This is a genomic window from Acuticoccus yangtzensis (genome assembly GCF_001927245.1).
In the GTDB taxonomy this organism is placed as follows: Bacteria; Pseudomonadota; Alphaproteobacteria; order Rhizobiales; family Amorphaceae; genus Acuticoccus; species Acuticoccus yangtzensis.
On sequence record NZ_MJUX01000007.1, the window covers coordinates 67,094 to 92,368 of the forward strand.

The window sequence follows — 25,275 nt, forward strand, 5'->3', positions numbered from 1 at the left end:
GCCGGCCGCTGAAGGCCGGACCACCTCATCAGCATCAATCCACGGGGAGTCCGGGCTCATGAAGCTCGCGATCCAATGCGCCCTCTTGTCCCGGCGCGGCGGCGGTCTTCCGGCCGCCGTCCTGTCCGCCGCCGCCCGCCTCACCGGGCGCCACCAGACCACCATCCCGACGCTGGATCCGCCGGAAGAGGCTCCGCCCGGCGCTGAGGTGGTGCGGCTCACCGGACGCGGCCCGCTCGTCGCCGGCGCCTGCCACATGCTGCGGGACCTCGCCCCCGACATCGTCCACACCCACGGCCTGTGGACGGGACTGTCGCTCGCAGCCCTGCGCTATCGGCGGCGCACCGGCGTCCCCACCGTGGTCTCGCCGCACGGCATGCTGGATCCGTGGGCGCTCGCCCAATCCAGCCGCCGCAAGCGTGCCGCCCTCGCCCTGTTCGAGAGGGCGCATCTGTCCGCCGCGACCATCCACGCCCTCACCCTCGCCGAGGCAGAGGTCGTGCGCGCGCTGCTGCCTGGGGCGCGGATCGCGGTCATTCCCAACGGGGTGGACACCGCGCCCGCGGAGGCGTTGCCGCGTCCCGCCTTCATGGACCGGCCGACGCTTCTCTTCCTCGGCCGCCTGCACGCCAAGAAGGGCGTCGCCGAGCTGATCACCGCCTTCGCCGCCGCCGCGCCGCGGCTCGCCGGATGGCGCCTCGCCATCGCCGGGTGGGACGACGGGGCCAACGATCTGCGCGCCCAGGCCGCGGCGACGGGGGCGGACATCGTCTTCCCCGGCCCGCTGTTCGGCACCGCCAAGCAGGCCGCCTACGCCCATGCCGCGGCCTTCGTGCTCCCCTCCTTCTCCGAGGGCCTGCCGATGACCGTGCTGGAAGCCTGGGCCGCCGGCACGCCCGTCCTGATGACCGACGCCTGCAACCTCCCCGAAGGTTTCGCCGCCGGGGCCGCCGCGCGGGTGACGACGGACCGCGACGAGCTCGCCGACGCGCTGGCGCAACGCCTGCCCGACGACACGTGGCGCGCCAGCGCCGGCGCCCTGGGCCGCGCCCTCGTTGCCGAGCGGTTCGGCTGGGACCGTGTCGCCGCCGATTTCGAGGCCCTCTACGCCCACCTCACCGGCAACGCCCCCGCCCCCGCATTTTTGACGTGACCCCCGAAGGGATGTGCTCGTGGCCGACACGAAGATGAGACCATGACCGGGCGGCCGCGGATCGCGGTGCTGGTCGAGCGGATCGGCGCCTATCACCGGGCGCGGCTTTCGGCGCTCGCCGAACGGGCGGAGGTGATGTGCGTGGAGCTTTGCGCCGCCGACGCCACCTACGCCTGGGCGCGCCACGAGGGGCACGGCGGCGACTTCGCCCGCACCACGCTCTTCGCCACCGAGGCGGAGGCGGCCGACATCGCGTTGCTGAAGGCGCGCATGGAGGCCGCGCTCGCGGGCTTCGGGCCGGATACCGTCGCGGTGCCGGGCTGGGGCTATCCGTTCAGCCTCGTCGCGCTCGCCCTCACCAGCCGGGCGCGCACGCGCGGCGGTGCAGCCGTCGGCCGCGTTCTGATGTCCGACAGCCAGGCGATCGACGCGCCGCGGCGGCTCCTGGCCGAGATGGTGAAACGCGCCGTCGTCTCCTTCGCCGACGCAGGCTTGGCCGCCGGCCGCACCCATGCCGACTATCTCGCAGCGCTCGGCCTGCCGCGACGCCGCATCGCACTCGGATTGGACGTGGTGGACAACGCCCATTTCGCTGCGGGCGCCGCCGCGGCGCGGGCCGGGCCTGGAGCAGATGCGCCCGCCTTCCTCGCCCTCGCCCGCTTCGTCCGCAAGAAGAACCTCACCGCCCTGGTCACCGCCCACGGGGTGTATGCACGCGCCGCGCGGGCGGAGGGGCGCACGCCCTGGCGCCTCGTCATCGTCGGCGACGGACCGGAGAGCGGGGCGATCGCCGAAGCGGCGTCGGAGACGGGCGAGGCGGTCGAGATCCGCCCCTTCGCCGCCTACGATGCCCTCCCCGGGCTTTACGCTGCCGCCGGGGCGTTGGTGCTGCCGTCCACCGCCGAGCAGTGGGGTCTCGTCGTCAACGAGGCGATGGCCGCGGGTTGTCCGGTGATCGCCTCGGTCCGCGCGGGCGCGGCGGCGGAGTTGATCATCGACGGCGTCAACGGGCACGTCACGGCGCCGGACGTGGGCTCCGTCGCCGCTGCCCTCGCGCGGATGGAGGGGGCCGACCGCGCGGTGATTTGCGCCAACGCCCGCGCCTCGATCGCCGCGTGGGGGCCGCACCGGTTCGCGGACGGCATCCTGGCGGCCGCCGAGATGGCGATGGCGCGGCGCCGTACCCCTGTGCCCCCGGCGCTCTTGTACCGTCTCGCGGTGTGCATCGCGGGCGCCGCACCGCCGCAGGTGCCGCCCCGTGCGACCACACCGCCAACGGCCGGCACCACCCTTGCGCCGCGGTGAGGGCCGCCGCGCGCTGACGGACGCCGTTGTCCCTCCGGCCCGCCGCGGGCGCCGCGCTCAGCCGATGCGATGGCGGACGGCGGACGGAGGACGCGCCCGCGAGGGCAGCGGGCGGACGGCGGCGGCGGCGCTCGCGGCGTCAGTTGCCGAAGCGCTCCGGTCCGAACAGGCGCACGATGGCGTTCGGCTCGCCCGCCGCCATCAACTGGGCGATCGCCTCGCCGCACACCGCCGACAAGGTCATGCCGAGGTGGCCGTGGCCGAAGTTCAGCCAAACGTTCGGGTGGCCGGGCGCCCGTCCCATCACCGGCACCGTGTCCGGAAGGCACGGCCGCTCGCCCGACCAGGCCGTGTGCGGCTCCGTCGCCGCCTCAGGCCACACCCTCTTCACGTGGTCGACCAGGGCCGCCGCGCGGCGCATGTCGACCGGGCTGCCGAGCGGCGTGATCTCCACCGTGCCTGCCGCCCTCAGCCCGCCGGTCATCGGCGTGACGAACACCTTGCGGTCGGCGATCACCACGACGCGCTGAAGCTCCACCCCGCTGTGCGGAAATTGCACGTGGAAGCCGCGCTGGTTGGCGAGCGGTATGGACAGACCCAGCCGCTTCACCAGTGGTCCCGACCAGGCGCCCGCTGCGATCACCGCCTCGCCGAATGCATGCACCCCGTCCGCCGTCTCGACGCTGACGCCACCGTCCGCCGCCGGCGTCACGCCACGCACCTCGCCGGTGACGAGCGCCGCGGCCGCCTGGCGCAGAACGCTCTGCATACGCCCGACATATCCGCCGGGGTCGACGATCATCCCCTGATCCGGCAGGAAGACGCCGGCCTGATAAGCCGGGCCGATCGACGGCTCGATCTGAAGCACCCCGGCCCGGTCGAGATCGTGGGCCACCACGCCGTGCTCGCGCCGCAGCGCCCAGCCGAAGGCGTCCTTGGCCCGCGCCGCAGCGTCGGGATAGAGGTGGAGCTGGCCTGTGGTGCGGATGAGGTCGGTGGAGCCGATCGCCTCCAGCAGCGCCGTATGTGCGGCCAGACTCTTCGGCACGAGTTGCACCTGCAGTTCGGCCGAGGCGCGGATGCGTGCCTCGCTGCTCTCGCGCAGGAAGCGGGCGAGCCAGGCGGCGTGCCGCACCATGCCGCCCATGGTGACGCGCAAGGGGCCGGAGGGGTCGAACAGCATCTTGGGGATGTCGCGCGCCATGCCGCGGTAGGCGACGGGTAGCACCGATCCGGACGAGATCGACCCGGCGTTTCCGCTCGACGCGCCGTCCAGGCCGAAGGTGCGGTCGAAGACGCTGACCCGCGCGCCCAGCCGGGCGAGGTGATAGGCCGTGCACAGGCCGACAATACCGCCGCCGATCACGGCGACCGATCTGTTTTCCATTCCCGTCTCCGGTCGCGGTGGCGCCGCTGCCGGTCCGGCGACGCTGCTGTCCTTGCCGCCTCCCCTACACCAGAAGTGCGCAGGGTCCACCATGGCCGGGTGAGGGAACAGGCTGCGCGCCCGCCGCAAGGGCCGCGTCGCCGGATCGTGGTCCGGTGGCGCGTCGGTCGCTTCGCCCGCCTGCACCGCGCTTGCCGATTGCATGCAAAGCGCCGCGCTCCTATGGTTCCACCGCGCCCACGGCCCAGCACCGTCCGCGCCAGCCTTCGCGGCCCGCCCCGGCCGCTCTGCCCCTCAAGGATCCCGCCGTGTTCCGCTCGCCCCTCCCGCGCGCTCGCCGCCGCGCCGGCCGCCGCCCGCCTCTCCCCACCGCATCGGCCGCCGCATGATGACACTCGGCTCCAACGTCAAGGGCGCGCTGTGGATGCTCGCCAGCGCCCTCGTCCTCACCGCGCAGGGCTCCATCGTCAAACACCTCGGCGCAGGATTGCCGGTGACCATGATCCTGTTCTTCAGAATGGTGCTGATGACGGTCATCGCCGCCACCGTGCTCACATGGCCGCGCGGCGGACGCGGCCCCGACCTCGCGGTGCTTGGAACCCGGCGGGTCGGCACCCACGCGCTGCGCTCCGTCTTCGGCCTCGGCATGATGTCGGCCACCTTCTACGCCGTCACCGTCCTGCCGCTGGCCGACGCCACCGCCCTCTCCTTCACCCGCCCGATCTGGTCGATGCTGACGTCCTTCTTCGCCTTCGGAGAGGTGATCGGATGGCTGGGCGGCATCGCCACCTTCACAGGTTTCGGCGGCGTCCTCGTCATCGTCCAGCCGCAGACCGGCATTCACCACGGCATGCTCATCGCCCTGGCGGGAGCGGCATCGTCCAGCCTCGCCCTCGTCTACAACAAGCGCCTGACCAGCACCGAGCCGGTGTCACGGATCCTCTTCTACTTCTCCGGCTTCTCCACCCTCATCCTCATCATCCCCGCGCTGATGTGGTGGCAGACACCCACCGCCGCTCAGTTCGCCTGGCTCGGCCTCATGGCGGTCTGCGGCTCGATGGGGCAGATGATGGCGTCCCTCGCCCTCAAATATGGCGAGATGACCGTGGTCACGCCGATCGACTTCATCCGCGTACCCGCCGCGGCCTTCGCCGGTTTCGTGCTGTTCGGAGAGGCACCGACGGTGTGGACCTTCGTCGGCACCGCCATCATTCTCGCCGCGACGCTGACGATCCTGAACGTGCGCCGGGGACGAGGCGGCCGCACGATGGCGACGCCGCCGGTGGACGAGACCTCGGCCTCAATGCCGCCCCGCTGAGGGGCCGGACGGGCCGCGCCCGGTGACGCGGCGGACGGAAGTCACGCGGTGGAGGGCACCAACGTCAGCCCCATGGAAACGCCGTCGTCGCATTCGGGGTGGAGGATCTCCACATCCGGCACGTAGACCGGGACCGGACCGTTGAGGCCGCGCACCTCGTGGGCACCGGCATATTTCATCGACCGGCCGTGGCGGCGGCCGATCTCGGCCACCTCGTCGGACACCAGATAGTCGCGCCCCAGGCGGCTGCACAGCGAGGCGATGCGCGCCGCCACGTTCACGTCGCGGCCGATGACGGTGAAGTCCAGCCGGTTGCCGGAGCCGACATTTCCATACGCCGCTTCGCCCAGATGGATCGCGACGCCGAAGGTGATCGGCGCCTTCACCCCATCCCGCTCGAAGGGGTCCACCTTGGTGGACAGCGCCTCGCGCGCGGCATCGAGCGCGGCCATCACCGCCATCTCGTCGCCGCCCTTCTCGCTCGGGAAGACGGCGAGCACCGCATCGCCGATGAACTTCAGCACCTCGCCACCGTGCCGCTCGATCGGCGGGACGACGACGTCATAATAGCGGTTGATCACCTCCGCCGTGGTCTCCGGCGGGAGCTGGGTGGAGATGGAGGTGAACCCCCTGAGATCGGCCACCAGGATCGCCGCGCGGACCTCCCGCGTCTCGCCCCGGTGGACGGTGCCGCTGACGATCTGCCGCGCGGGCGTCTTGCCGACATAGGCCGACAACACGTCGCCGAGGATGATGTTCAGGGATTTCAGCTCGATCGTCGCCCGCAGCGCCAGCATGATGTCGTTCAGCATCGCGCGGGCCTCCGGCGAGAATCCGTCCGGCGCCTTGGTGGCCACGGTGACGTGCATCGTGCGTCCCGCCTCTGCGCGGAGGGGGATGACGATATAGTGCTTCAGCCCCTCGGCCTTCAGTTCCGGAACGACACCGAACGCTTCGTCGGGCGTCGCGTCGAGGTCGAGGTCGACCCAGCGGCCCGTGTCGTTGGCGACCTTGAAGGGGCTGCGCTCATAAACGCCGCTGTTGCGGTTGATGTAGGCATATTTGGCGAATTCCAGCTCCTGATCGGGCCGCCAGATCACACCGCCCGCCAGCACGGACGGATTGAGCAGCCCGAACGAAATCGACAGCCGGTCAGCCTGAAGGCCGCTCGCGCGCAGGCGGAAGGCGAGACCGCTGATGATGGCGGTGAGCTCCAGCCCCATGGCTTCGCCGAGAAGCCACCGATCGATTGCGAGCGCTGCGCTCTCGGCACGTGTCACAGTCCGCCTCTCCTTCAACGAAGCACCGCATCTTCAACGAAGCACCGCGTGCAGATGGCTGTTCCGAGGGCCGGAACAACCCCGCTGCCTACGCTTTAGGCCTGCCCATCGGCCGGTGGGCTTGCCCGGTCCCGCCACACGGGCACGGCCTCTCCCACACCGCGCAAGTTGTGCGCTCCGTGCGGCTCCAATTCCGGGACCGCACTCGCACACGCCGCATCCGCCAGCAGAGGAACGCCGAGCAGCTTGGCCAATTCCTCCAGCCGTGCGGCGCGGTTCACCGTGTCACCATAGACGGTGAAGGCCTGCCGCTCGGCCGAGCCGACGCTGCCCGATGCGACGTCCCCCGCCGCGATCCCGACCCGTACATGAAACCCATGGGTGCGTCCGCATGCAAGGAGGGTTCGTCCGGTTTCAAGTGCCGCGCGCTCGGGCGTGTCGATGTCGAGCGGTGTGTTGAAGGTGGCGAGCAGGCCGTCGCCGGTAAAGCTGATGACGACACCGCCTTCCCGCGCCACCTCGTCCGCGCACAGGGCCAGAAAGGCGTTGAGCGCGGCGATGACCTCGCCCGGATCGCGGCTGTGGGCATAGGTGCTGAAGCCGGTGATGTCCATGAAGAGCGCAGCGGCATGACGCACGCGCGGCTCCAAGGCGGAGGGCTCGCTGATGATGCGGTCGGCGATGGCGGCGGGGACGAAGCGGCCGAGCCTGTCGCGCACCTCCGCGCGGGCGGCGCGTTCGCGCTCGCGCTGCGCCTCGGCGGCCACCTGGGCGTAGAAGACGCGCCGCGCCCGCGCCACGGTGATCGCCAGAACGATGGTGATGAGGAGGGCGAGGATCGCCTCCGTCATGCGGCTGCCGCGGGCGATGAAGTCCGGCGCCAGGATCACCGCCTCGTATTGGGCGCGGTCGGGCGCGGCCGGCAGCGCCGACCATGACACCCAATGGTCCATCCCCGCCACCACGTAGACATAGGCGCCGATCCACCCGGTGACGGCGCAAAGCCCGCTCCACAGGACGAGACGGGGCGAGAGGGTGAGCGTCGCCAACGCCACCAGCGGGAGAAGGATCAGCACGTTGGAGTTGCGGAAGGCGTAGATCTGCGGCACGTCCGCGCCCCGCACCACGGGGATGAAGGCAAACAGTGCGCACAGCGCCGCCACGTCGACGATGACGATCGCATAGCAGACGAGGGACGGCTGGAACCGCCCGCGCACGGCCCGGTAGTAGACGATGCCGAGCGCCGACAGGGCGACCAGCATGATGACGCCGAAGGGCATCACCTTCATGCCCGAGGCGAGGGCCGAACCGGCGTACCAGGCGAGCGCCACGGCGAAGAGTGCGCTGCGGCAGGCGATGTAGAGCTGAAGGCCGCGCCGCTCGGCCCGGCGCAGGCGGTAGAGCTCCAGCTCGGAGAGCGCGAACTCGCTGGTGCGGAAGCTCGCCACGACGCTGCGGGCGACGCGCACGATATTGTGCCAGCGCCACGCCGCTCCCAAGCGCCGCAAGGGGCGCCCGCCGGGCTCGTCGTCGCCGGCACTCTTATCGCTCGAACTCGCCCGCATCATGGACCTGGATCTAGGGCGCTCGGGCCCTCACAACATGCAAGGTGACGATGGCGTTATAGCGCACCGCGCGTCTCGCCAAGGCGGAAGGCTCATCCTGGCCCCCTGCGACACGGGTTCGGCGACCCTTCGGGTGGGGCCCGGCGCACCTGAACCGCGGCGGCACGCGCTGCGGCAGCACCCCGGCCGCGTCCGAATATCGCGGCGGGCGATGGCGGATCGAGTGGGGTGGCCGGGGAGATTGCGGTAGGCGCCATCCGGCGGGGTATCCGGGCGGCCCCTTCGCGGACCCGCCTCTCGCGACGCGCTTCGCGTGAGGCACCCTCCGCGCGTGACGGCGTCGCCGGGATGTGCCGGGCGAGCCCGCCACGGTGACGAAGATGCCGCCGGGCGGCCACAGCGGCGGCGGCATTTCAATGACGAGCGACCCGCGAGGCTACGTCCTTTCAAGGACGCTTCCCGCGGCATTCTTGGGAAAGCGCTCCACAGGGTCGCGGCCTTTGCGGACGCGCGAACCGCTGGACAACGCATTCGCGGTCGCGCCCCGAATGGTCGCGCCTTCTCGCGGGGCGCAAGGGAGCCGCGCTGCCAGCAGCCGATCGGGTTACAGTGTCCCCTGGCCACGGGCTCATAGGTTAACAGCTCAAGCGACCTTGCTTGGACATCGACGGTTCGGCGACCGCGCGACCTTAAAAATTGCCGGTCCCGCGCGGGCGCAGCCGCCCAGACGCGGCCAGGTCGGGCGTGGAGCCGGAGCAGCCTCGACTGAGGGGCTTGGTCGCTCAATAACAAGGTGCATGTGGCGCGGTCTCTCATCCGCACACTGGAGCGCCTGTCCCCTCTGCGGCACACGGCACCGGGGACGCCCTCTCTCGGTCGCACGGCCGGCGGGGCATCGTTGTACCCGCATAGCCAAGCGTGATCTCCGTTCGGCGCACGTCCCGCGGCGGACGCGATCCCGCAGTCGCACGGCTTGCTGGGCTGGGGCTCGTACCCGCACAGCCAGAGGGGCCCTCCCCTCTATCGCGCACGGCGGCGGAACGCGGTCGCTCAGTCGCGCGGCCGAGGGGCGGGCCGGTTGTTGCACCGCCCCGCTGACCGGGGGCTCAGCTGTCCAGGAACGAGCGCAGCTTGCGGGAGCGCGAGGGGTGCTTCAGCTTGCGCAGCGCCTTCGCCTCGATCTGGCGGATACGCTCGCGGGTCACCGAGAACTGCTGGCCGACCTCTTCCAGCGTGTGGTCGGTGTTCATGCCGATGCCGAAGCGCATGCGCAGCACTCGCTCCTCACGCGGGGTGAGCGAGGCCAGCACCCGCGTCGTCGTCTCGCGCAGGTTGGACTGGATCGCCGCGTCGATCGGCAGGATCGCGTTCTTGTCCTCGATGAAGTCGCCGAGGTGGCTGTCCTCCTCGTCGCCGATCGGCGTTTCGAGGGAGATCGGCTCCTTGGCGATCTTCAGGACCTTGCGGACCTTTTCGAGCGGCATGGCGAGCTTCTCGGCCAGCTCCTCCGGGGTCGGCTCGCGGCCGATCTCGTGCAGCATCTGGCGCGAGGTCCGCACGATCTTGTTGATCGTCTCGATCATGTGGACCGGGATGCGGATGGTCCGCGCCTGATCGGCGATCGAGCGGGTGATGGCCTGACGGATCCACCACGTCGCGTAGGTCGAGAACTTGTAGCCACGGCGGTACTCGAACTTGTCGACCGCCTTCATCAAGCCGATGTTGCCTTCCTGGATGAGGTCCAGGAACTGCAGGCCGCGGTTCGTGTACTTCTTGGCGATGGAGATGACGAGGCGCAGGTTGGCCTCCACCATCTCCTTCTTGGCGCGGCGGGCTTCGCGCTCGCCCTTCTGCACCTTCTGGACGAGGGTGCGGAACTCGGTGATCTCGAGCCCGGCCGTCTGCGCGATCTCCTGGATCTCCGCCCGCAGGCCGTGGATGACCTCGACCTCGTGGCTGACGAACTGCTTCCAGCCCTTGCCCGGCAGACCGGAGACGCGCTCGACCCAGTTGGGATCGAGCTCGTAGCCCTGATAGTGCTGCAGGAAGTCGGCCCGGTTCACGCCGTAGGAATCGGCGATGCGCATGAGGCGCGCCTCGCACGCCATCAGGCGCTTGTTGATGTCGTAGAGCTGCTCGACCAGGCTCTCGATCCGCTGCGGGTTGAGCAGGATGCTCTTCACCGCGACCTCGATGTCCTCGCGCAGCTTCTTGTAGCGCTTCTGCTGGGCGGAGGAGAGCGCCTCGCTCTCGCCCTGCTGAGCTTCGACGTTCTGCTCCTGCAGCTTGCGCAGCTTCTTATAATTGTCGGCGATCGCCTCGAAGGTTTCGAGAACCTTCGGCTTCAGCTCGTTCTCCATCGCCGCGAGGGAGAGGGAGGACTCGAACTCGTCGTCGTCCTCGTTCTCTTCTTCGGCCTGGGGCCCGCCGGGACGGCCGATCGGGATCACGTTGGAGGCGTTCGGGCCGTCCTTCGGCGTCGCGCTGTCGACCGACACTTCGGCGAGGTGCGCTTTGCCTTCGGGATCGGCGTAGGTCGCCTCGAGGTCGATGATGTCGCGCAGGAGGACTTTGCCTTCGACCAGCTCGTCCCGCCAGATGATGATGGCCTGGAAGGTCAGCGGGCTCTCGCAAAGCCCGGCGATCATGAAGTTGCGGCCGGCCTCGATGCGCTTGGCGATGGCGATTTCGCCTTCGCGCGACAACAGCTCGACCGAACCCATCTCGCGCAGATACATGCGCACGGGATCGTCCGTCCGCTCGGACGGCTCGCGGCCGGAGCGGGTCGTGACGGCCTTCGCGGTGGTGGCGCCGGTCAGCTCGCGGCTCTCACCATCGTCGGAGTCGCTTTTATCCTCTTCCTCGGCTTCTTCCCCGCTTTCCACAACGTTGATGCCCATATCGTTGAGCATCGCCATGGTGTCTTCGATCTGTTCGGAGGTGACTTCCTCGGACGGAAGGACCTCGTTCAGTTCGTCGTGGGTAACATAGCCGCGGCGCTTAGCCGTGCGGATGAGCTTCTTGACGGCCGCGTCGTTGAGGTCGAGGAGCGGTCCATCGGAAGCCTCGGTCTGCGGATCCTTTTGCTCTGCCGCGCTCGCCTTCGTCGCCATCGGGCCTCCAACAGTCGGATGTTACGCACACGCAGGTGTGTGCGCATCGTTCCAAAGAACTCGCTCTGCCGATCAAACGCAAATCATGTCAAGATCGAGCGCATTCAGATCAGGCATGGTGGCGCGCGTGCGCGTTCGGGCGCTCGTGCCAGCACCACCGTGCTTCCTAGATAACGCGCCGCCCCTGACCTGCAAGGGACGCAGGCGGATCAAGTGAACGATTAACCAGACGATTTGGTTCCGCCTCCCGCTCGTTTTCGCCGCAACGTCGCCGCCTCGTCCGCCAGTTCACGCTCGGCATTTTGCAGAAGCGTTTGGTGTTCATGCATTGCAACGGTCAGACGAATCAAGCGCTCGTCGTCGCTTCGGTCCGCGACGAACCGCTCGGGCTCGGCCTTCAGCTCTTCCATTTCGCTGCGCAGCGCCAGGCGGCCGACGAATAACTTCATGCACCGCGCCAAAAATTCGTCACCCGGCTCGCACTCCAGGATGGCGAAGCGCTGGAGCAGACGGGGTCCGACCTCGGCCTCGGGATCGCCCCACACTTCGGCGAGGCACATCTGCCCCTGGGGCGGCAGCGCCGCGATCAGCTCCGCCGCCGTCTCCGGCAGATGTGTGGCGAAGGTCTCGCTCAGCAAAGAGGCAAAACCGCCGTGGGCCTCGTTGACGAAGGCGGCCGGGTCCAGCTTTTCGGCAAAATCCTCGATCAGGCGGGGCCGCAGGATCATCAGGCCCAACGCGATCCGCTCGAGATCCAGAAGCGCACGGTCGACGCTGGCGGGTGCGGCGATGGGCATGGCCGGCGGCGCAGTCAGCCGCGGTGCCCCCTGCCCCGCGCCGCCCTGCCAGCCGCCAGCCTTTGCGCCGCGCCCACCGCCGTGGCCGGCCCCTTGCGCTGCGCCTGGGCGCTGCCCCTGGCCGTACCGGGAGCCGCCGGCACGCGGACGCTCGGCCCGCTGCTGGCGGCGCAGGTCCCATGCGCGCTCGCGCAGTGCATCGCGGTAGTTGCGCGCCACCCTCTCGTCGCGGATCGTCGCCACCAGAGCCTCGAGCCGGTCGTCCAGCGCGGCGAGACGCTCGGGCGTGTCGGCGCCCTTCTCCGCCTCGCGGGCGAACAGCGCGTCGACCAGAGGCACCGCCCGTGCGGCCAGCGCCTCGAACGCCTCGCGCCCGCCTTCCTGGATGAGATCGTCCGGGTCCTGCCCGTTCGGCAGATGGAGGAACTGCACCGAACGCCCGCCGGAGAGCAGCGGCAGAACGCGGTCGATCACCCGCTGCGCCGCCATCCGCCCGGCCTTGTCGCCGTCGAATGTGAGGATGGGCTCGTCCGCCATCGCCCAGGCGAGGCCGATCTGATCCTCCGTGAGCGCCGTGCCGCAGGAGGCGACCACCTCGCCGATCCCGGCCTGGGCGAGCGCAATGGCGTCGAAATAGCCCTCCACGATGAAGAGGCGGTTGCGGCGATGAGCCGGCCCCCGCGCCCGGTGGGCGTTGAACAGGAGCTTCGATTTGTCGAACAGCGGCGTCTGCGGCGAGTTGAGGTACTTCGGATCCCGCCCGTCCAGCGAGCGGCCGCCGAAGCCGACGATCTTGCCGCGCGGATCGTGGATCGGCACCATCAGGCGGCCGACGAAGCGGTCCACCATGCGCCCGTCCCGCCGCGTCGCGAGGCCGGTGCGCTCCAGCTCGGCCTCGCTGATGCCCTCCCCCGTGAGCGCCCGCGTCACCGCGCCGCGCACCGAGGGGGCGAGGCCGAAATCGAAGGCGCGCAAGGTGTCCTCGGCGAAACCGCGGCCGGTGGCGTAGCGCACCGCGTCCTGGCCGCTCATCCCCCACAGCGTCTGCGTATAAAGCGCGGCGGCGGCCTCCAGCGCGCCCCGCTCCACGCGGCGCCGCTTCATCTCGCGCGGCTCCTCGCGGCTGGTCTCGGGCAGCGAAACGCCCGCCTCCTCGGCCATCGCCTTCACCGCGTCGAGGAAGTCCATCCCGCCGTGCGAGGTCATGAAGGTGATGTGGTCGCCCGACTCGTGACAGCCGAAGCAGTGGTAGAAGCCCTTGCGGTCGTCGACGTGGAAGGACGGCGACTTCTCCTGGTGGAACGGGCAGCAGGCCCAGAAGTCGCCGCGGCCGGGCTGCGACTTGCGCCGGTCCCAGGTCACCGCCTTGCCGACGATCGCGGACAGGGGCACCCGCTCGCGCAGGCCCGCCAGAAAGTCTTGTGAGAAGCGCATCCGTCCCCCTCCAGGGCCGGACAATATCACGCTCCGTTTCTGAACGAGCCGTTGCGGCAACGGTTTCCCACACCCGTCCCCGCTGTTCGGCAGAGGGCGCACGGCGGCATGCGGCGGACCTGCCTTCAGGCGGGGCTCCGCATCAGAGGCCGGTGCCCTCCAGCGTGTCGCAGTCGGCCGGGTCGCCGGAGCGGTAGCCGCTCTGGAACCACCTCATGCGCTGCTCCGACGTGCCGTGGTTGAAGCTCTCGGGCACCACATAGCCCTGCGACCGGCGCTGCATGGTGTCGTCCCCCACCGCGGAGGCGGCGTCCATCGCCTCCTGAATGTCACCCTCTTCCAACAGGCCGAGATTGCCGGCCGAGTGCGCCCAGATGCCGGCATAGCAGTCCGCCTGAAGCTCCACCCGCACGGAGAGCGCGTTGGCCTCCCCCTCCGACAGACGTTGCCGGGCCTGGTGATAGCGGCCGAGGGTGCCGGTCTCGTTCTGCACATGGTGGCCGACCTCGTGGGCGAGCACGTAGGCCTGGGCGAAGTCGCCGGGCGCCTGAAAGCGCTGGGCCAGCATGTCAAAAAAGGAGAGGTCGACGTAGATCTTGCGGTCGTTGGGGCAATAGAAGGGCCCGGCCGCCGCGGAGCCGAAGCCGCATCCCGTCGGCGTCGCGCCCGAATAGGTGACGAGCGTCGGCGGATCGTAGGTCGCGCTGGCGTTCTGGAAGATGCGGCCCCAGGTGTCCTCGGTCTCCGCCAGCACCACGCGCACGAAGCCGACCGTCTCGTCGTCCGCGGCCTGCTGCTCGGGCGTGCGGGGGGCCTGCTGCTGGGTGGTGACGGTTCCGCCTCCTCCGCCGCCCGCCAGGATTTCGATGAGTTGCAGCGGGTTGATGCCGGCGACCGCCCAGAGGAGGGCCGCGACGACGACGAAGAGGATGATGGAGCCGCCGCCCGCCCGCTTCATGCCGCCGGAGCTTCCGCCGCGCGGGATGCGGATGCGCCCGCCCCGCGGCAGTCCCGCCGGACGGAAGATGCCGCCGCTGCCGCGCCGATCCTCGAAATTGTCGCTCTGCCGGCGATTTTCCCAGCGCATGAAGCCCCCGCCCCCTCGTTTCCGGCCGCGGGCATCAGGCCCGGCGGCGCAACTCTGTTACGCGCCACAGTGCGGAAAGTTCCTCATTCCGCCCCGCCGCACAACGCCTGGTCGCGTCCGCGGCGGCACGTCGCTTCGTCGGCGGTTCCGCTTGTTGCGCGCTCGCCTTATGATCGGTCGAGGCCGTCGTTGGGCGGACCGCTACAACATCGAGATATTTTACATGAATCCGATTTTCCACGACGACGACTTGTTGCGCCCGCCTGCCGTCGAGAAGTTGATCAACCATGCATTGAGGGAGCGGTCCCCCCTCTCGCTCGTCCGAATGGGGGACGGTGAGGGCATGGCGCTCGGCCAGCGCGACCCGTTCGATCCCCAGTTCGCGAAAATGCGCCTCAACCATTTCGGCCCCGCCTGCTCGGCCGAGCGCGCGGGCGAGATCGCCGCGGCGCTCGAGGAAGCGTTCGCGGCGGCGAGCATCGTCGGCCTGCGCCCGGAGGCGGCGATCCTCCGCCTCGCGCCGGAGGATTTCGCCCTCGCCTCACCGGATTTCATGGCGAAATATCGGGCGGCCTTCGCGGTGAGGGACCGGCCATTTCCTGGCTACAAGAGCAACTTGAACTATAACGCGGCGTTCCGCCTCAGCCAGATGGCGCACCAGTTCGTGCGCATCGCGCCGCGTCTGTCCGGCCGTCCGACGCTCGCCTGGATCCACCTCAAGCTACTCATGTCCGGCGCTCTCGCCCGTCTCGTGCGCGACGCGCCCGCGCTCGGCCTCGTCACCTGCCGCGGCGACGTGGCCGCCACCATCGCCGCCTTCCGCGCCGCGGCCGTGCCGCCCGGTCCGACCCGCATCGTCGATATCCCCGACATCTACGCCAAGGCGGCGGCCGCAGGGGCTGACCCGGCGGACTGGCTGGCGGCGATGGAGCGCGTCCCTGCGCGAATCGGCTCTGTGTCACCGGGCGAGGTCTGGCTCGTCGGCGCGGGCGTTCTCGGTAAATTGGCCTGCCACCACGTCGCCGAGCGCGGCGGCATTGCCCTCGACATCGGCTCGGCGTTCGACGTGTGGGGCGGGGTGATGTCGCGCCCCGGCATCATGCCCCTCTATTTCATGGGGATGGATGGCGAGCGCGGCGAGGTGCCGCCGGCGCTCCTGATCGGCGCCCAGCTCGCCGCCCTCGGCTCCTGCGCATCAGCGCATAGCTGCGACACAGCCGCCGAATAAGAGCCGAACCGAATTGTGCTGGCGCCGGCGGCACTTGCTGGCTAGATCTGACGCAATGAGTGCGCATTTTTCCAGCGGCGGGCGCACACCCGCCGTGCGACAATGCGCGTGCCGATATGGTTTGCAGGATCCGACCGGATGACGCCCGAACAATTCCGTGCCTGGCGGAAGGCCAACAAATGGAAACAGAAGGAGCTGGCGGATCGCCTGGGCCTGAAACGGCGCATGATACAATATTACGAACGCGGCGACCGGGACGGCAAAACCGTCGAGATTCCCAAGACCGTGCGCCTTGCCTGCTACGCCATCGCCTGCGGCGTCGAAGAGTATGACGGCCACACGGTCGAGTGGTCGATGAGCGCCCCCGGCGGCCCCCTTTCGGGCGACCCCGACGGCCAGAATTTCGACCCTGACGACGACGAGGACGATTAATCCGTCCCCACATCGACGTCTGAGTCTTTGCGCACGGCGAGCGAAGGCTTTATAGCGGGCCGACTTCCCGCCACCCACAGTCTGAAAGCTGTCGCCGGTTCCCCATGCCGAAACGCACCGACCTTTCCACCATCCTTATCATTGGCGCCGGACCGATCGTGATCGGTCAGGCCTGCGAGTTCGACTATTCGGGCACGCAAGCGGTGAAAGCGCTTAAAGAGGAAGGGTTCCGCGTCGTCCTGGTGAACTCCAACCCGGCGACGATCATGACGGACCCCGAGCTCGCCGACGCCACCTATATCGAACCGATCACCCCCGCGATCGTCGAGAAGATCATCGCCAAGGAGCGCCCCGACGCGCTCTTGCCGACGATGGGCGGACAGACGGCGCTGAACTGCGCCCTCGCCCTTTACGAGAGCGGCGTCCTCGAAAAGTACGGCGTCGAGATGATCGGCGCCAACGCGGTCGCCATCGACACCGCCGAGGACCGCGACAAGTTCAAGACGGCGATGACCGAGATCGGCCTGGAATCGCCGCGCTCGGAGATCGCCCACTCTCTCGCCGAAGCCTTCGCCGCGCTCGACGTGGTGGGCCTGCCCGCCATCATCCGGCCGTCCTTCACCCTCGCCGGCACCGGCGGCGGAATCGCCTATAACCGCGAAGAGTTCATCGACATCGTCGAGCGCGGTCTGGACGCTTCGCCGACGACCGAAGTGCTGATCGAAGAATCGGTGCTCGGCTGGAAGGAGTTCGAGATGGAGGTCGTCCGCGACAAGGCGGACAATGCCATCATCATCTGCTCCATCGAAAACGTCGACCCGATGGGCGTCCACACCGGCGATTCCATCACCGTCGCCCCGGCGCTGACGCTGACCGACAAGGAATATCAGCGCATGCGGACCGCCTCGATCGCGGTTCTGCGCAAGATCGGCGTCGAGACGGGCGGGTCCAACGTCCAGTTCGCGGTGAACCCCGAGGACGGCCGCATGGTCGTCATCGAGATGAATCCGCGCGTGTCCCGCTCATCGGCGCTGGCCTCGAAGGCGACGGGCTTCCCCATCGCCCGCGTCGCCGCCAAGCTCGCCGTCGGCTACACGCTGGACGAGCTCGCCAACGACATCACCAAGGGCGCGATGCCGGCTTCGTTCGAGCCGACGATCGACTACGTGGTGGTGAAGGTCCCGCGCTTCACGTTCGAGAAATTCCCCGGCGCCAACACGGTACTGACCACCTCCATGCGCTCCGTGGGCGAGGTGATGGCGATCGGCCGCACCTTCCAGGAGGCCATGCAGAAGGCGCTGCGCGGCCTCGAAACCGGCCTCTCCGGCTTCGACGATACCGACTTCGAGGGCATGGTTCCGGGCGAGGAGAATCAGGCGATCCGCGCCGGCATCGGCGTGCCGCGGCCGGGCCGTCTCCTCAAGGTGGCCGAGGCCATGCGGCGCGGCTTCAGCGTCGATCAGGTCTACGACTACAGCAAGATCGACAAGTGGTTCCTGGAGCAGATCGAGGGCATCGTTCAGCTCGAGGAGAAGGTGCGCAAGCACGGCCTGCCGCTGACGTCGGGTCAGATGCGCCGCCTGAAGGCCGCCGGCTTCTCCGACCAGCGCCTCGCCACCCTCGCCGGGATGACCGACGATCAGGTCCGCGCCCACCGCGAGCGGCTCGGCGTGCGCCCCGTGTTCAAGCGCATCGACACCTGCGCGGCCGAGTTCGCGGCGCCGACGGCCTACATGTACTCGACCTACGAGTCCGAGTTCGCCGGTGTGCCGCAGAACGAGGCGGCGCCGTCGAACCGCAACAAGGTGGTCATCCTCGGCGGCGGTCCGAACCGCATCGGCCAGGGCATCGAGTTCGACTATTGCTGCTGCCACGCCTGCTACGCGCTCACCGAAGCGGGCGTCGAAACGGTGATGGTCAACTGCAACCCGGAAACCGTCTCGACCGACTTCGACACCTCCGACCGCCTCTATTTCGAGCCGCTGTCGCTGGAGGACGTTCTCGAAATCCTGGCGGTCGAGAAGTCGGCCGGCCGGCTGATGGGCGTCATCGTCCAGTTCGGCGGGCAGACGCCGCTCGGCCTCGCCCAGGGTCTGGTCGACGCCGGCCACACCATCCTCGGCACCCCTGTCGACGCGATCGACCTCGCCGAGGACCGCGACCGGTTCCAGAAGCTCCTGCACCGTCTGCGCCTGAAGCAGCCGGAGAACGGCATCGCCCACTCGGTCGAGCAGGCGCGCCTGATCGCATCGGACGTCGGAATGCCGCTTGTGGTGCGTCCGTCCTACGTTCTGGGCGGCCGGGCGATGGAGGTGCTGCGCGACGAAGACGGGCTGGACAACTACATCTTCAACGTCCTGTCCGGGCTGGTGCCGCCGCACATCCGCTCCAAGTATCCGAACGACAAGACCGGGCAGATCAACATGCTGCTCGGCAAGAACCCGATCCTGTTCGACAAGTACCTCGACCGCGCGGTCGAGGTGGACGTGGACGCGCTTTCGGACGGTGAGGACGTGTTCGTCTGCGGCGTGATGGAGCACATCGAGGAAGCGGGCATCCACTCCGGCGATTCGGCCTGCTCGCTGCCGCCGCGCACCCTGCCCGACCACATCGTCGAGCAGTTGAAGGCGCAGACGTCCGCTTTGGCGCTGGCGCTCGGCGTGGTCGGCCTGATGAACGTGCAGTTCGCCGTGAAGGGCGGGCAGATCTACATCCTCGAGGTCAACCCGCGTGCCTCGCGCACGGTGCCCTTCGTGGCGAAGACCATCGGCGTGCCGATCGCCAAGATCGCGGCGCGCGTGATGGCGGGTGAGCGGCTGTCCACCTTCAACCTCGTCTCCAAGCCGCTCGACCATGTGGCGGTGAAGGAAGCGGTGTTCCCGTTCGCGCGCTTCCCCGAGGTCGACACGGTGCTCGGCCCGGAAATGAAGTCGACGGGCGAGGTGATGGGGATCGACGCGTCCTTCCCCGCGGCGTTCGTGAAGAGCCAGATGGCAGCCGGCAACGCCCTCCCCTCCCAGGGCCGCGTCTTCGTGTCGGTGCGCGATTCGGACAAATCGGCCATCCGCGGCGCCGCCAAGCGGCTGTCGGAGGCAGGCTTCACGCTGGTTGCGACGTCGGGCACACAGCGCGACCTGGAATCCAGCGGGATCGCGTGCGAGCGCATCAACAAGGTGTCCGAAGGCCGTCCGCACATCGTCGACGCGATCAAGAACGGCTCGGTGCAGCTCGTTCTGAACACGGCGGAAGGGCCGCAGTCGGTGAACGATTCCAAATCCATGCGCCGGGCTGCACTTTCCCACCGCGTGCCCTATTATACGACGCTCGCAGGCGCGCTTGCGGCGGCGGAGGGGATCGCGCTTCAAGGTCGCCAGGAGCTTGAGGTCCGTCCGATGCAATCCTACGTAACGGCTCAATCGGACGGCTGACGTCCGGCGGGCACGCTTCCGCACTTGCATTTTCGTCACAGTCTGTTGGAAACTGGCACACTTCGCCCACGCTCGCGGGCGGCGTTACGAAGAAAGTTCGAATGACGATGGAAAAGATCCCAATGACGGCGCAGGGCTATGCGTCGTTGGAGACCGAGCTGAAGCGCCGTACATCGGAGGATCGTCCGAAAATCATTCAGGACATCTCCGAGGCGCGCGCTCACGGGGACCTCTCCGAGAATGCCGAGTACCATGCCGCCAAAGAGGCGCAGAGCCACAATGAAGGCCGCATCACCGAGCTCGAGGACATGCTGTCCCGCGCCGAGGTGATCGACGTGAAGAAGCTCTCCGGCGCCACCGTCAAGTTCGGCGCCTTCGTCACCCTGGTGGACGAGGACACCGAGCAGGAAAAAAAGTACCAGATCGTGGGCGACGTCGAGGCTGACGTGAAGGCGGGGCGCATTTCGATTTCGTCGCCGATCGCCCGCGCGCTGATCGGCAAGCAGGTCGGCGATTCGGTGGAGGTGTCCGCACCGGGTGGTGCGCGCGCCTATGAGATCACGCAGGTGCAGTGGGGCTGAGCCCCGCCCGGCCGCTGCGGGACATGCTGCTGGCGTTTATGCCGGCCTCGTCCCGCGCGGCATACACGGCTTCGCGCTTCCCTGGGCGTTGACGAACCGACGTTACGACAGACCGAACACGAAAAAGGCCGGCCGCGGACTGCGGCCGGCCTTTTTCGTCAATTCGTCTCGTACCGGTCGTCCCCGGCTGGCGAATGTGATCCGGCGCCGTCGCCGCGCCAGCCCGGTTCAGTGCGCCACCAGCCCGGTTCAGTGCGCCGACAGACGCGCGCGGATGTCTTTCAGGGTTCGCCGGCCGCTATAGGCCGCCTCCATCGCACTGCAGAAGGCGTCGAGATAGAGCGCGCGCGAGGCCGACACCCGCGCGGGCGCGGCCGGGGCGTAGCCGAGCGCGTCCATCTCGCGCGCGCAGATATAGTCGATATCGGCGAGCAACCCCGGATCCAGCTCGCTCTTGGCGCGGCCGATGCTGTCGGCGCTGATCGGCTTGAAGGTCTTTTCCATATGCGCGCCGGTGTCGCGCACCTCGTCCCGCACGTCCTTGGTGTGCCAGTTCACCATCGCGTCCACCTCACTCTCGTCGAGACCGAGGAAGGCGCACAGCGCGGAAAGTTCTCCCGGCGCATCGGCCACGAGATCGACATAGCGCAGCAAATAGTACCGGCTCGGCCCCGCCTCCGCGCCCGCCGCGTTGACCGTGCGGAAGGACTTGCGCCAATGCCACGCCGACATTTGCGGGCTCGTGCGCACCGAGTGGAGCCCCGTCCCGCGCTCGTTCCAATAGCCGACGGAGGCGATGACGTCGTGGGGGTTGCGCAGGATGTGGACCACCTGCCCCTTGGGGAACGCGTGCAACCACATGGGCACCAACGGCCATTCCTGCGGCTTCTTATGGCCCCAGCGGGCCCCCGCCTTGCCCTGCGCATCCACCGCGCAGGCGTGGACGAGGCCGAAGAAGTCCGGACGGCGGAATGGCACGCGGGCGCGCACCAGCGCCTTCAGTGCGGCAAGATCGAAGAGCCGCCCATAATAGTCGGGCAAGGAGTCGATCACAGCGTCCACGGCGGCGGGGTCACTCACGGTCGGCGGAAGCTGGGGCCAGATGCGGCCGAACATGTCCGACTCGGGCGGCACGAAGAGGTTGCTGTGGGCGTTCAGCATGCGCCGCAGCAAGGTCGTACCGGACCGCACGTAACCCGCGACGAAGACGGGCCTATCGACCCGGATCGGCACCGCACCCGCGACCCCGGCGAAGCGGGCTTGTTCGGCACCGCGCCCGTGTGCGACGCTCTCACGCGCCGCCGGGGCAAAAAGCGTACTCATCACTATACTCCGGAACCACTGCCCGATGGCGTGATCGATTCGCCATCAGTACCGTCACACTATTCAGTCTGTAATATGTCAACTTTGACATAACAGCGGCGGTCTTTAGGTTTGTTTGCCACAATCGCCGAAGCGGCGGGAGGACCGCGGAGGACGCGGCGCGCGCCCGCCCGCACCGGGCCCGTCGCAGCACGCCGCAGGGGCATTAACGCGGCCGCCAAAAGCGTGTAGAGACGCACGAAATGGGCGCCCCAACGGGCTCCTCCTCCCTTTCCACCATCGCGCAGGATATCGCCACCCTCATGGCACGGCAGTTCATTTACCATATGCAGGGCTTGTCGAAGGCCTACGGTAATAAGAAGGTCCTCGACAACATCCACCTCCAGTTCTACCCGGACGCCAAGATCGGCGTTCTCGGCCCCAACGGCTCGGGTAAGTCGACGCTCTTGAAGATCATGGCGGGCGTCGACAAGGAATGGAACGGCGAGGCGTGGGTCGCCGACGGCGCGAAGGTCGGCTACCTGCCGCAGGAGCCGCAGCTCGACGAGACGAAGTCCGTCCGCGAGAACGTGATGGAAGGCGTGGCCGAGAAGAAGGCCAAGCTGGACCGCTACAACGAACTCGCCATGGACTACTCGGACGAGACCGCCGAGGAGATGGCGAAGCTCCAGGACGAGATCGACAGCCAGAACCTGTGGGACCTCGACAGCCAGATCGACCAGGCGATGGACGCGCTGCGCTGCCCGCCGGACGATGCGGACGTCTCCAAGCTGTCGGGCGGTGAGAAGCGCCGCGTCGCGCTGTGCCGCCTCCTCCTCGCCCAGCCGGACCTCATCCTGCTCGACGAGCCGACCAACCACCTCGACGCCGAGACCGTGGCCTGGCTCGAAAACCACCTGCGCGAATATCCGGGCGCGATCCTGATCGTCACCCACGACCGCTACTTCCTCGACAACGTGACGGGCTGGATCCTGGAGCTCGACCGCGGCCGGGGCATCCCCTACGAGGGCAACTACACCGCTTACCTTGAGAAGAAGGCCAAGCGGATGGAGCAGGAGAAGCGCGAATCGTCCGCCGAGAAGCGGGCGCTGGAGCGTGAGCGCGAGTGGATCCAGTCGAGCCCCAAGGCGCGTCAGACCAAGTCCAAGGCCCGTATCCAGGCCTATGACGAGCTTCTGAAGCGCAACGAGGAGCGCACCCAGTCCTCGGACGCGCAGATCATCATCCCGGCCGGTCCGCGCCTCGGCGGCAACGTGATCGAGGCCAAGGGGCTGAAAAAGTCCTACGGCGACCGCGTGCTGATCGACGGGCTGGACTTCGCACTTCCGCCGGGCGGGATCGTCGGCATCATCGGCCCCAACGGTGCGGGTAAGACCACCCTCTTCCGCATGATCACCGGTCAGGAGACGCCCGACGAAGGCGAGATCGACATCGGCGACACGGTGAAGCTCGGCTATGTCGACCAGTCGCGCGACAGCCTCGGCGCGAACAAGACGGTGTGGGAGGAGATCTCCGGCGGCAACGACATCATCGAGCTCGGCAAGCGCGAGATGCAGAGCCGCGCCTATGTCGGCGCCTTCAACTTCAAGGGTGCGGATCAGCAGCAGAAGGTCGGCAACCTGTCCGGCGGTCAGCGCAACCGCGTGCATCTGGCCAAGATGTTGAAGTCCGGCGCCAACGTCATCCTGCTCGACGAGCCGACCAACGACCTCGACACTGAGACGCTGGCCGCGCTCGAGGACGCGCTGGAGGATTTCGCCGGTTGCGCCGTGGTCATCAGCCACGATCGCTTCTTCCTCGACCGCCTGGCGACTCACATCCTGGCCTTCGAGGGCGACAGCCATGTCGAATGGTTCGAGGGTAACTTCGCCGACTATGAGGAAGACAAGAAGCGCCGGCTGGGGCCGGATGCGATCGTCCCGCGCCGGGTGAAATATAAGCGCCTGACCCGTTAACGGGCGTCAACCATCTGGGGACAACCTCAAGGTGCAAGCAAACAGTATTGCACCTTGAGCATACCACTACCTAAGGTTCACCCATAGACCAGTGGGGCGAACCAATGAAGCTTACCTATTCTTTGCTGCTGGGTGCGGCTGCGGTGCTTTCGGGGTGTTCGGAGCCGGAATCCACCGTCGATGCGAGCGACGGCGCCGCCTTTCAAGACAGCGTGTCGCAGATTAAAGCCGAACTCACCGGCTCTGAGCGCGCGGCCTTCGGCGATGCTCTCTTCACGCTCAGCTTCCCGCAGTCCGGCGCGGCGGACGCCATCGGCGCGGCGGAGAAGTTCTCCGCCCTCGCGCGCAATCCCGACGCGCTGGTGGCACGGCTCGGCCCCAAGCTGGACGGGATGACGGCCGACGAGGTCATCGCCGCGGCGCGCGACTACAAGCTGAACTCCCTCGACAGCGAACTCGGCCGCCTCAACTCCGAGGTGGAGAAGTGGGCCGGCTACGCCAACTCGGCGACGACGATCCTGTCCGCCTTCACCATCCGGTCGCCGCGCTATTATTGGCGCCAGAACGACATGGTGGACCGGGCCGTGATCGACTTCGAGATCGTCAACAACAGCCCGATCGCGGTGAAGAGGATCGTCCTGCTCGGCAACCTGCAGTCGCCGGGGCGCGAGATCCCGTGGGCCAACGGCACCTTCAGCTACACCTTTCCGGGCGGGCTGGAGCCGGGGGAGAGCCAGCGGCTGAAGCTGATGGCGGGCGCTTTCGGGGCCTGGTCGCAGGAGAAATTGCGCGACATGGACGAGGCCGAATTGTCCCTGTCGCTGATAAACGTGCGCGATGCGCACGACACACCCCTCGTCCCACCCGAGGTGGAGCGGCTGGACGAGATGCGCCAGCAGATCGCCGCGTTGACGGCCGAACGCGATGCGTTGACCTCGGCGCAGTGGTGACGCGGCGCCGCGCGGGGGTGAGATCCGTCCGGCGCAGCGCCCTTCCGCCGGTCCGCGCGGCGGCTCAGTCCGGTGCCGTATCGTCGGCGGTGCAGGGGCGGATCGTATAGCCCCTCGGCAGCTTCGTCGCCGCATCGCCGCAGGCGCGGGCGAGGCCGTCTTCGGACAGGCCGCGCACGTCGCTGAGGTCGGCGCCCGAGAGGTTGGTGCGGCGAAGGAGCGCTCCCTCCAGCATGGCGCCCGACAGGTTGGCGCCGGTGAGGTTGGCGCTGCTGAGCCGTGCCGCTTCCATATGCGCACCGGAAAGATCGGCGCCACGCAGATCGGCGCGGTCAAGGTCGACGAGTTCCATCGTCGCGTCGCTGAAGTTGGCGCCGCGCGCGTCCACCCGCTCCAGATCGGCGTTGCCGAGCTGGGTGCCGGAGAAGTCCGCCCCCACGATCATCGCGCGGCGCAACAAAATGCCGCGAAGGTCCGCATTCTCGAAGCTGGCCTCCGACGCGTCTACGGTTTCAAGATCGGCGTCTCTGAGGTCGGCATCGCGGAAGGAGGCGCCGCGCAGCATCGCCTTTTCGAGATCGACGTCCCGCATCGAGGCCTTGTTGAAGCTGGCACCGGTGAGGTCGGTCTTCTCCATCTCGGTGCGCTGCAACGATGCGCCCGCGAAGTCGGCCCCCGGCAGAACCGCGCCCTTCAGGTCCGCCTCACGCAGATTGGCGCCTTTGAATTTGGCGTTCTCGATGCGCAGGTCGCGCAGGCTTTCCAGAACCAAACGGCAGTCGGGGCAGCCGCCGGCCTCCTGGATCTTCTGGGATGACGCAGCGCCGGCCGCGCCGGTGGCAAGGACGATCAGACTGGCCAGCACCATTCCGCGGATCATGCCCGTGTTCCTTCAATTCGACAGCTCTTCATATTGCGCCATTTTCGGCGGAAGCAACG

The 25,275-nt window shown here is 68.4% G+C and carries 17 protein-coding genes; 9 read left to right on the top strand and 8 right to left on the bottom strand.

Features of this window, described 5'->3' with window-relative positions:
• The first annotated feature begins 58 nt into the window (after positions 1–58).
• Positions 59–1,153: a glycosyltransferase gene (locus BIX52_RS16335; RefSeq protein WP_075222171.1), complete on the top strand. Its 1,095-nt coding sequence runs from the start codon at positions 59–61 to the stop codon at positions 1,151–1,153.
• A 42-nt stretch (positions 1,154–1,195) separates the two neighbouring features.
• Positions 1,196–2,458, top strand: coding sequence for a glycosyltransferase family 4 protein (locus BIX52_RS16340; RefSeq protein ID WP_075222172.1), 1,263 nt, complete (start codon positions 1,196–1,198; stop codon positions 2,456–2,458).
• 139 nt (positions 2,459–2,597) lie between these two features.
• Here BIX52_RS16340 and BIX52_RS16345 read toward each other — a convergent pair whose 3' ends face one another.
• Positions 2,598–3,845, bottom strand: coding sequence for an NAD(P)/FAD-dependent oxidoreductase (locus BIX52_RS16345; protein WP_075222173.1), 1,248 nt, complete (start codon positions 3,843–3,845; stop codon positions 2,598–2,600).
• Positions 3,846–4,230: 385 nt separating this feature from the next.
• On the opposite strand from BIX52_RS16345, the gene BIX52_RS16350 reads away from it, so the two are divergent.
• A complete protein-coding gene (locus tag BIX52_RS16350) occupies positions 4,231–5,163 on the top strand; it encodes a DMT family transporter (RefSeq protein WP_075222174.1) in 933 nt (310 codons plus the stop codon).
• A 41-nt stretch (positions 5,164–5,204) separates the two neighbouring features.
• Here the strand turns inward: BIX52_RS16350 and BIX52_RS16355 are convergent, their stop codons facing one another.
• The 5 genes from BIX52_RS16355 to ypfJ form a co-directional block, all read right to left on the bottom strand.
• Positions 5,205–6,443, bottom strand: coding sequence for an adenylate/guanylate cyclase domain-containing protein (locus tag BIX52_RS16355; protein ID WP_075222175.1), 1,239 nt, complete (start codon positions 6,441–6,443; stop codon positions 5,205–5,207).
• Positions 6,444–6,538: 95 nt separating this feature from the next.
• The gene (locus tag BIX52_RS16360) at positions 6,539–8,011 is read right to left on the bottom strand and encodes an adenylate/guanylate cyclase domain-containing protein (protein WP_083660377.1); all 1,473 of its coding nucleotides are present in this window, start codon (positions 8,009–8,011) and stop codon (positions 6,539–6,541) included.
• A gap of 1,103 nt (positions 8,012–9,114) precedes the next feature.
• Positions 9,115–11,121, bottom strand: coding sequence for an RNA polymerase sigma factor RpoD (gene rpoD, locus BIX52_RS16365; RefSeq protein ID WP_075222177.1), 2,007 nt, complete (start codon positions 11,119–11,121; stop codon positions 9,115–9,117).
• Between the two features lie 221 nt (positions 11,122–11,342).
• Entirely contained in the window at positions 11,343–13,352 is a 2,010-nt protein-coding gene (dnaG, locus tag BIX52_RS16370; RefSeq protein ID WP_075222178.1) for a DNA primase, read from the bottom strand.
• A 142-nt stretch (positions 13,353–13,494) separates the two neighbouring features.
• Positions 13,495–14,439, bottom strand: coding sequence for a KPN_02809 family neutral zinc metallopeptidase (gene ypfJ, locus BIX52_RS16375; RefSeq protein ID WP_075222179.1), 945 nt, complete (start codon positions 14,437–14,439; stop codon positions 13,495–13,497).
• Positions 14,440–14,662: 223 nt separating this feature from the next.
• Here ypfJ and BIX52_RS16380 point away from each other — a divergent pair, with 223 nt between their 5' ends.
• The 4 genes from BIX52_RS16380 to greA all read left to right on the top strand — a co-directional run bounded on the left by BIX52_RS16380 (position 14,663) and on the right by greA (position 20,108).
• Positions 14,663–15,667 (top strand): GT-D fold domain-containing protein, encoded by a 1,005-nt coding sequence (locus tag BIX52_RS16380; protein WP_075222180.1) that lies wholly within the window; start codon positions 14,663–14,665, stop codon positions 15,665–15,667.
• A 138-nt stretch (positions 15,668–15,805) separates the two neighbouring features.
• Positions 15,806–16,099, top strand: coding sequence for a helix-turn-helix domain-containing protein (locus BIX52_RS16385; protein WP_075222181.1), 294 nt, complete (start codon positions 15,806–15,808; stop codon positions 16,097–16,099).
• A gap of 104 nt (positions 16,100–16,203) precedes the next feature.
• Positions 16,204–19,527, top strand: a complete 3,324-nt coding sequence (carB, locus tag BIX52_RS16390) for a carbamoyl-phosphate synthase large subunit (RefSeq protein WP_075222182.1) — start codon at positions 16,204–16,206, stop codon at positions 19,525–19,527.
• A 107-nt stretch (positions 19,528–19,634) separates the two neighbouring features.
• Positions 19,635–20,108, top strand: a complete 474-nt coding sequence (gene greA / locus BIX52_RS16395) for a transcription elongation factor GreA (protein WP_075222333.1) — start codon at positions 19,635–19,637, stop codon at positions 20,106–20,108.
• Between the two features lie 249 nt (positions 20,109–20,357).
• Here the strand turns inward: greA and BIX52_RS16400 are convergent, their stop codons facing one another.
• Positions 20,358–21,431 (bottom strand): sulfotransferase family protein, encoded by a 1,074-nt coding sequence (locus BIX52_RS16400; RefSeq protein ID WP_075222183.1) that lies wholly within the window; start codon positions 21,429–21,431, stop codon positions 20,358–20,360.
• Between the two features lie 302 nt (positions 21,432–21,733).
• On the opposite strand from BIX52_RS16400, the gene ettA reads away from it, so the two are divergent.
• Entirely contained in the window at positions 21,734–23,386 is a 1,653-nt protein-coding gene (gene ettA / locus BIX52_RS16405; protein WP_075222334.1) for an energy-dependent translational throttle protein EttA, read from the top strand.
• 104 nt (positions 23,387–23,490) lie between these two features.
• Positions 23,491–24,336, top strand: a complete 846-nt coding sequence (locus BIX52_RS16410) for a DUF6694 family lipoprotein (protein ID WP_139312790.1) — start codon at positions 23,491–23,493, stop codon at positions 24,334–24,336.
• Positions 24,337–24,400: 64 nt separating this feature from the next.
• Here BIX52_RS16410 and BIX52_RS16415 read toward each other — a convergent pair whose 3' ends face one another.
• Entirely contained in the window at positions 24,401–25,216 is an 816-nt protein-coding gene (locus tag BIX52_RS16415) for a pentapeptide repeat-containing protein (protein ID WP_075222185.1), read from the bottom strand.
• Between the last annotated feature and the right edge of the window lie 59 nt (positions 25,217–25,275).

Bases quoted from the DNA above. Each gene is read 5' to 3' on its own strand.
- BIX52_RS16335 (WP_075222171.1), top strand. From the start codon at position 59: ATGAAGCTCGCGATCCAATGCGCCCTCTTGTCCCGGCGCGGCGGCGGT.
- BIX52_RS16340 (WP_075222172.1), top strand. From the start codon at position 1,196: ATGACCGGGCGGCCGCGGATCGCGGTGCTGGTCGAGCGGATCGGCGCC.
- BIX52_RS16345 (WP_075222173.1), bottom strand. From the start codon at position 3,845: ATGGAAAACAGATCGGTCGCCGTGATCGGCGGCGGTATTGTCGGCCTG.
- BIX52_RS16350 (WP_075222174.1), top strand. From the start codon at position 4,231: ATGATGACACTCGGCTCCAACGTCAAGGGCGCGCTGTGGATGCTCGCC.
- BIX52_RS16360 (WP_083660377.1), bottom strand. From the start codon at position 8,011: ATGATGCGGGCGAGTTCGAGCGATAAGAGTGCCGGCGACGACGAGCCC.
- rpoD (WP_075222177.1), bottom strand. From the start codon at position 11,121: ATGGCGACGAAGGCGAGCGCGGCAGAGCAAAAGGATCCGCAGACCGAG.
- dnaG (WP_075222178.1), bottom strand. From the start codon at position 13,352: ATGCGCTTCTCACAAGACTTTCTGGCGGGCCTGCGCGAGCGGGTGCCC.
- ypfJ (WP_075222179.1), bottom strand. From the start codon at position 14,439: ATGCGCTGGGAAAATCGCCGGCAGAGCGACAATTTCGAGGATCGGCGC.
- BIX52_RS16380 (WP_075222180.1), top strand. From the start codon at position 14,663: ATGAATCCGATTTTCCACGACGACGACTTGTTGCGCCCGCCTGCCGTC.
- BIX52_RS16385 (WP_075222181.1), top strand. From the start codon at position 15,806: ATGACGCCCGAACAATTCCGTGCCTGGCGGAAGGCCAACAAATGGAAA.
- carB (WP_075222182.1), top strand. From the start codon at position 16,204: ATGCCGAAACGCACCGACCTTTCCACCATCCTTATCATTGGCGCCGGA.
- greA (WP_075222333.1), top strand. From the start codon at position 19,635: ATGGAAAAGATCCCAATGACGGCGCAGGGCTATGCGTCGTTGGAGACC.
- BIX52_RS16400 (WP_075222183.1), bottom strand. From the start codon at position 21,431: ATGAGTACGCTTTTTGCCCCGGCGGCGCGTGAGAGCGTCGCACACGGG.
- ettA (WP_075222334.1), top strand. From the start codon at position 21,734: ATGGCACGGCAGTTCATTTACCATATGCAGGGCTTGTCGAAGGCCTAC.
- BIX52_RS16410 (WP_139312790.1), top strand. From the start codon at position 23,491: ATGAAGCTTACCTATTCTTTGCTGCTGGGTGCGGCTGCGGTGCTTTCG.
- BIX52_RS16415 (WP_075222185.1), bottom strand. From the start codon at position 25,216: ATGATCCGCGGAATGGTGCTGGCCAGTCTGATCGTCCTTGCCACCGGC.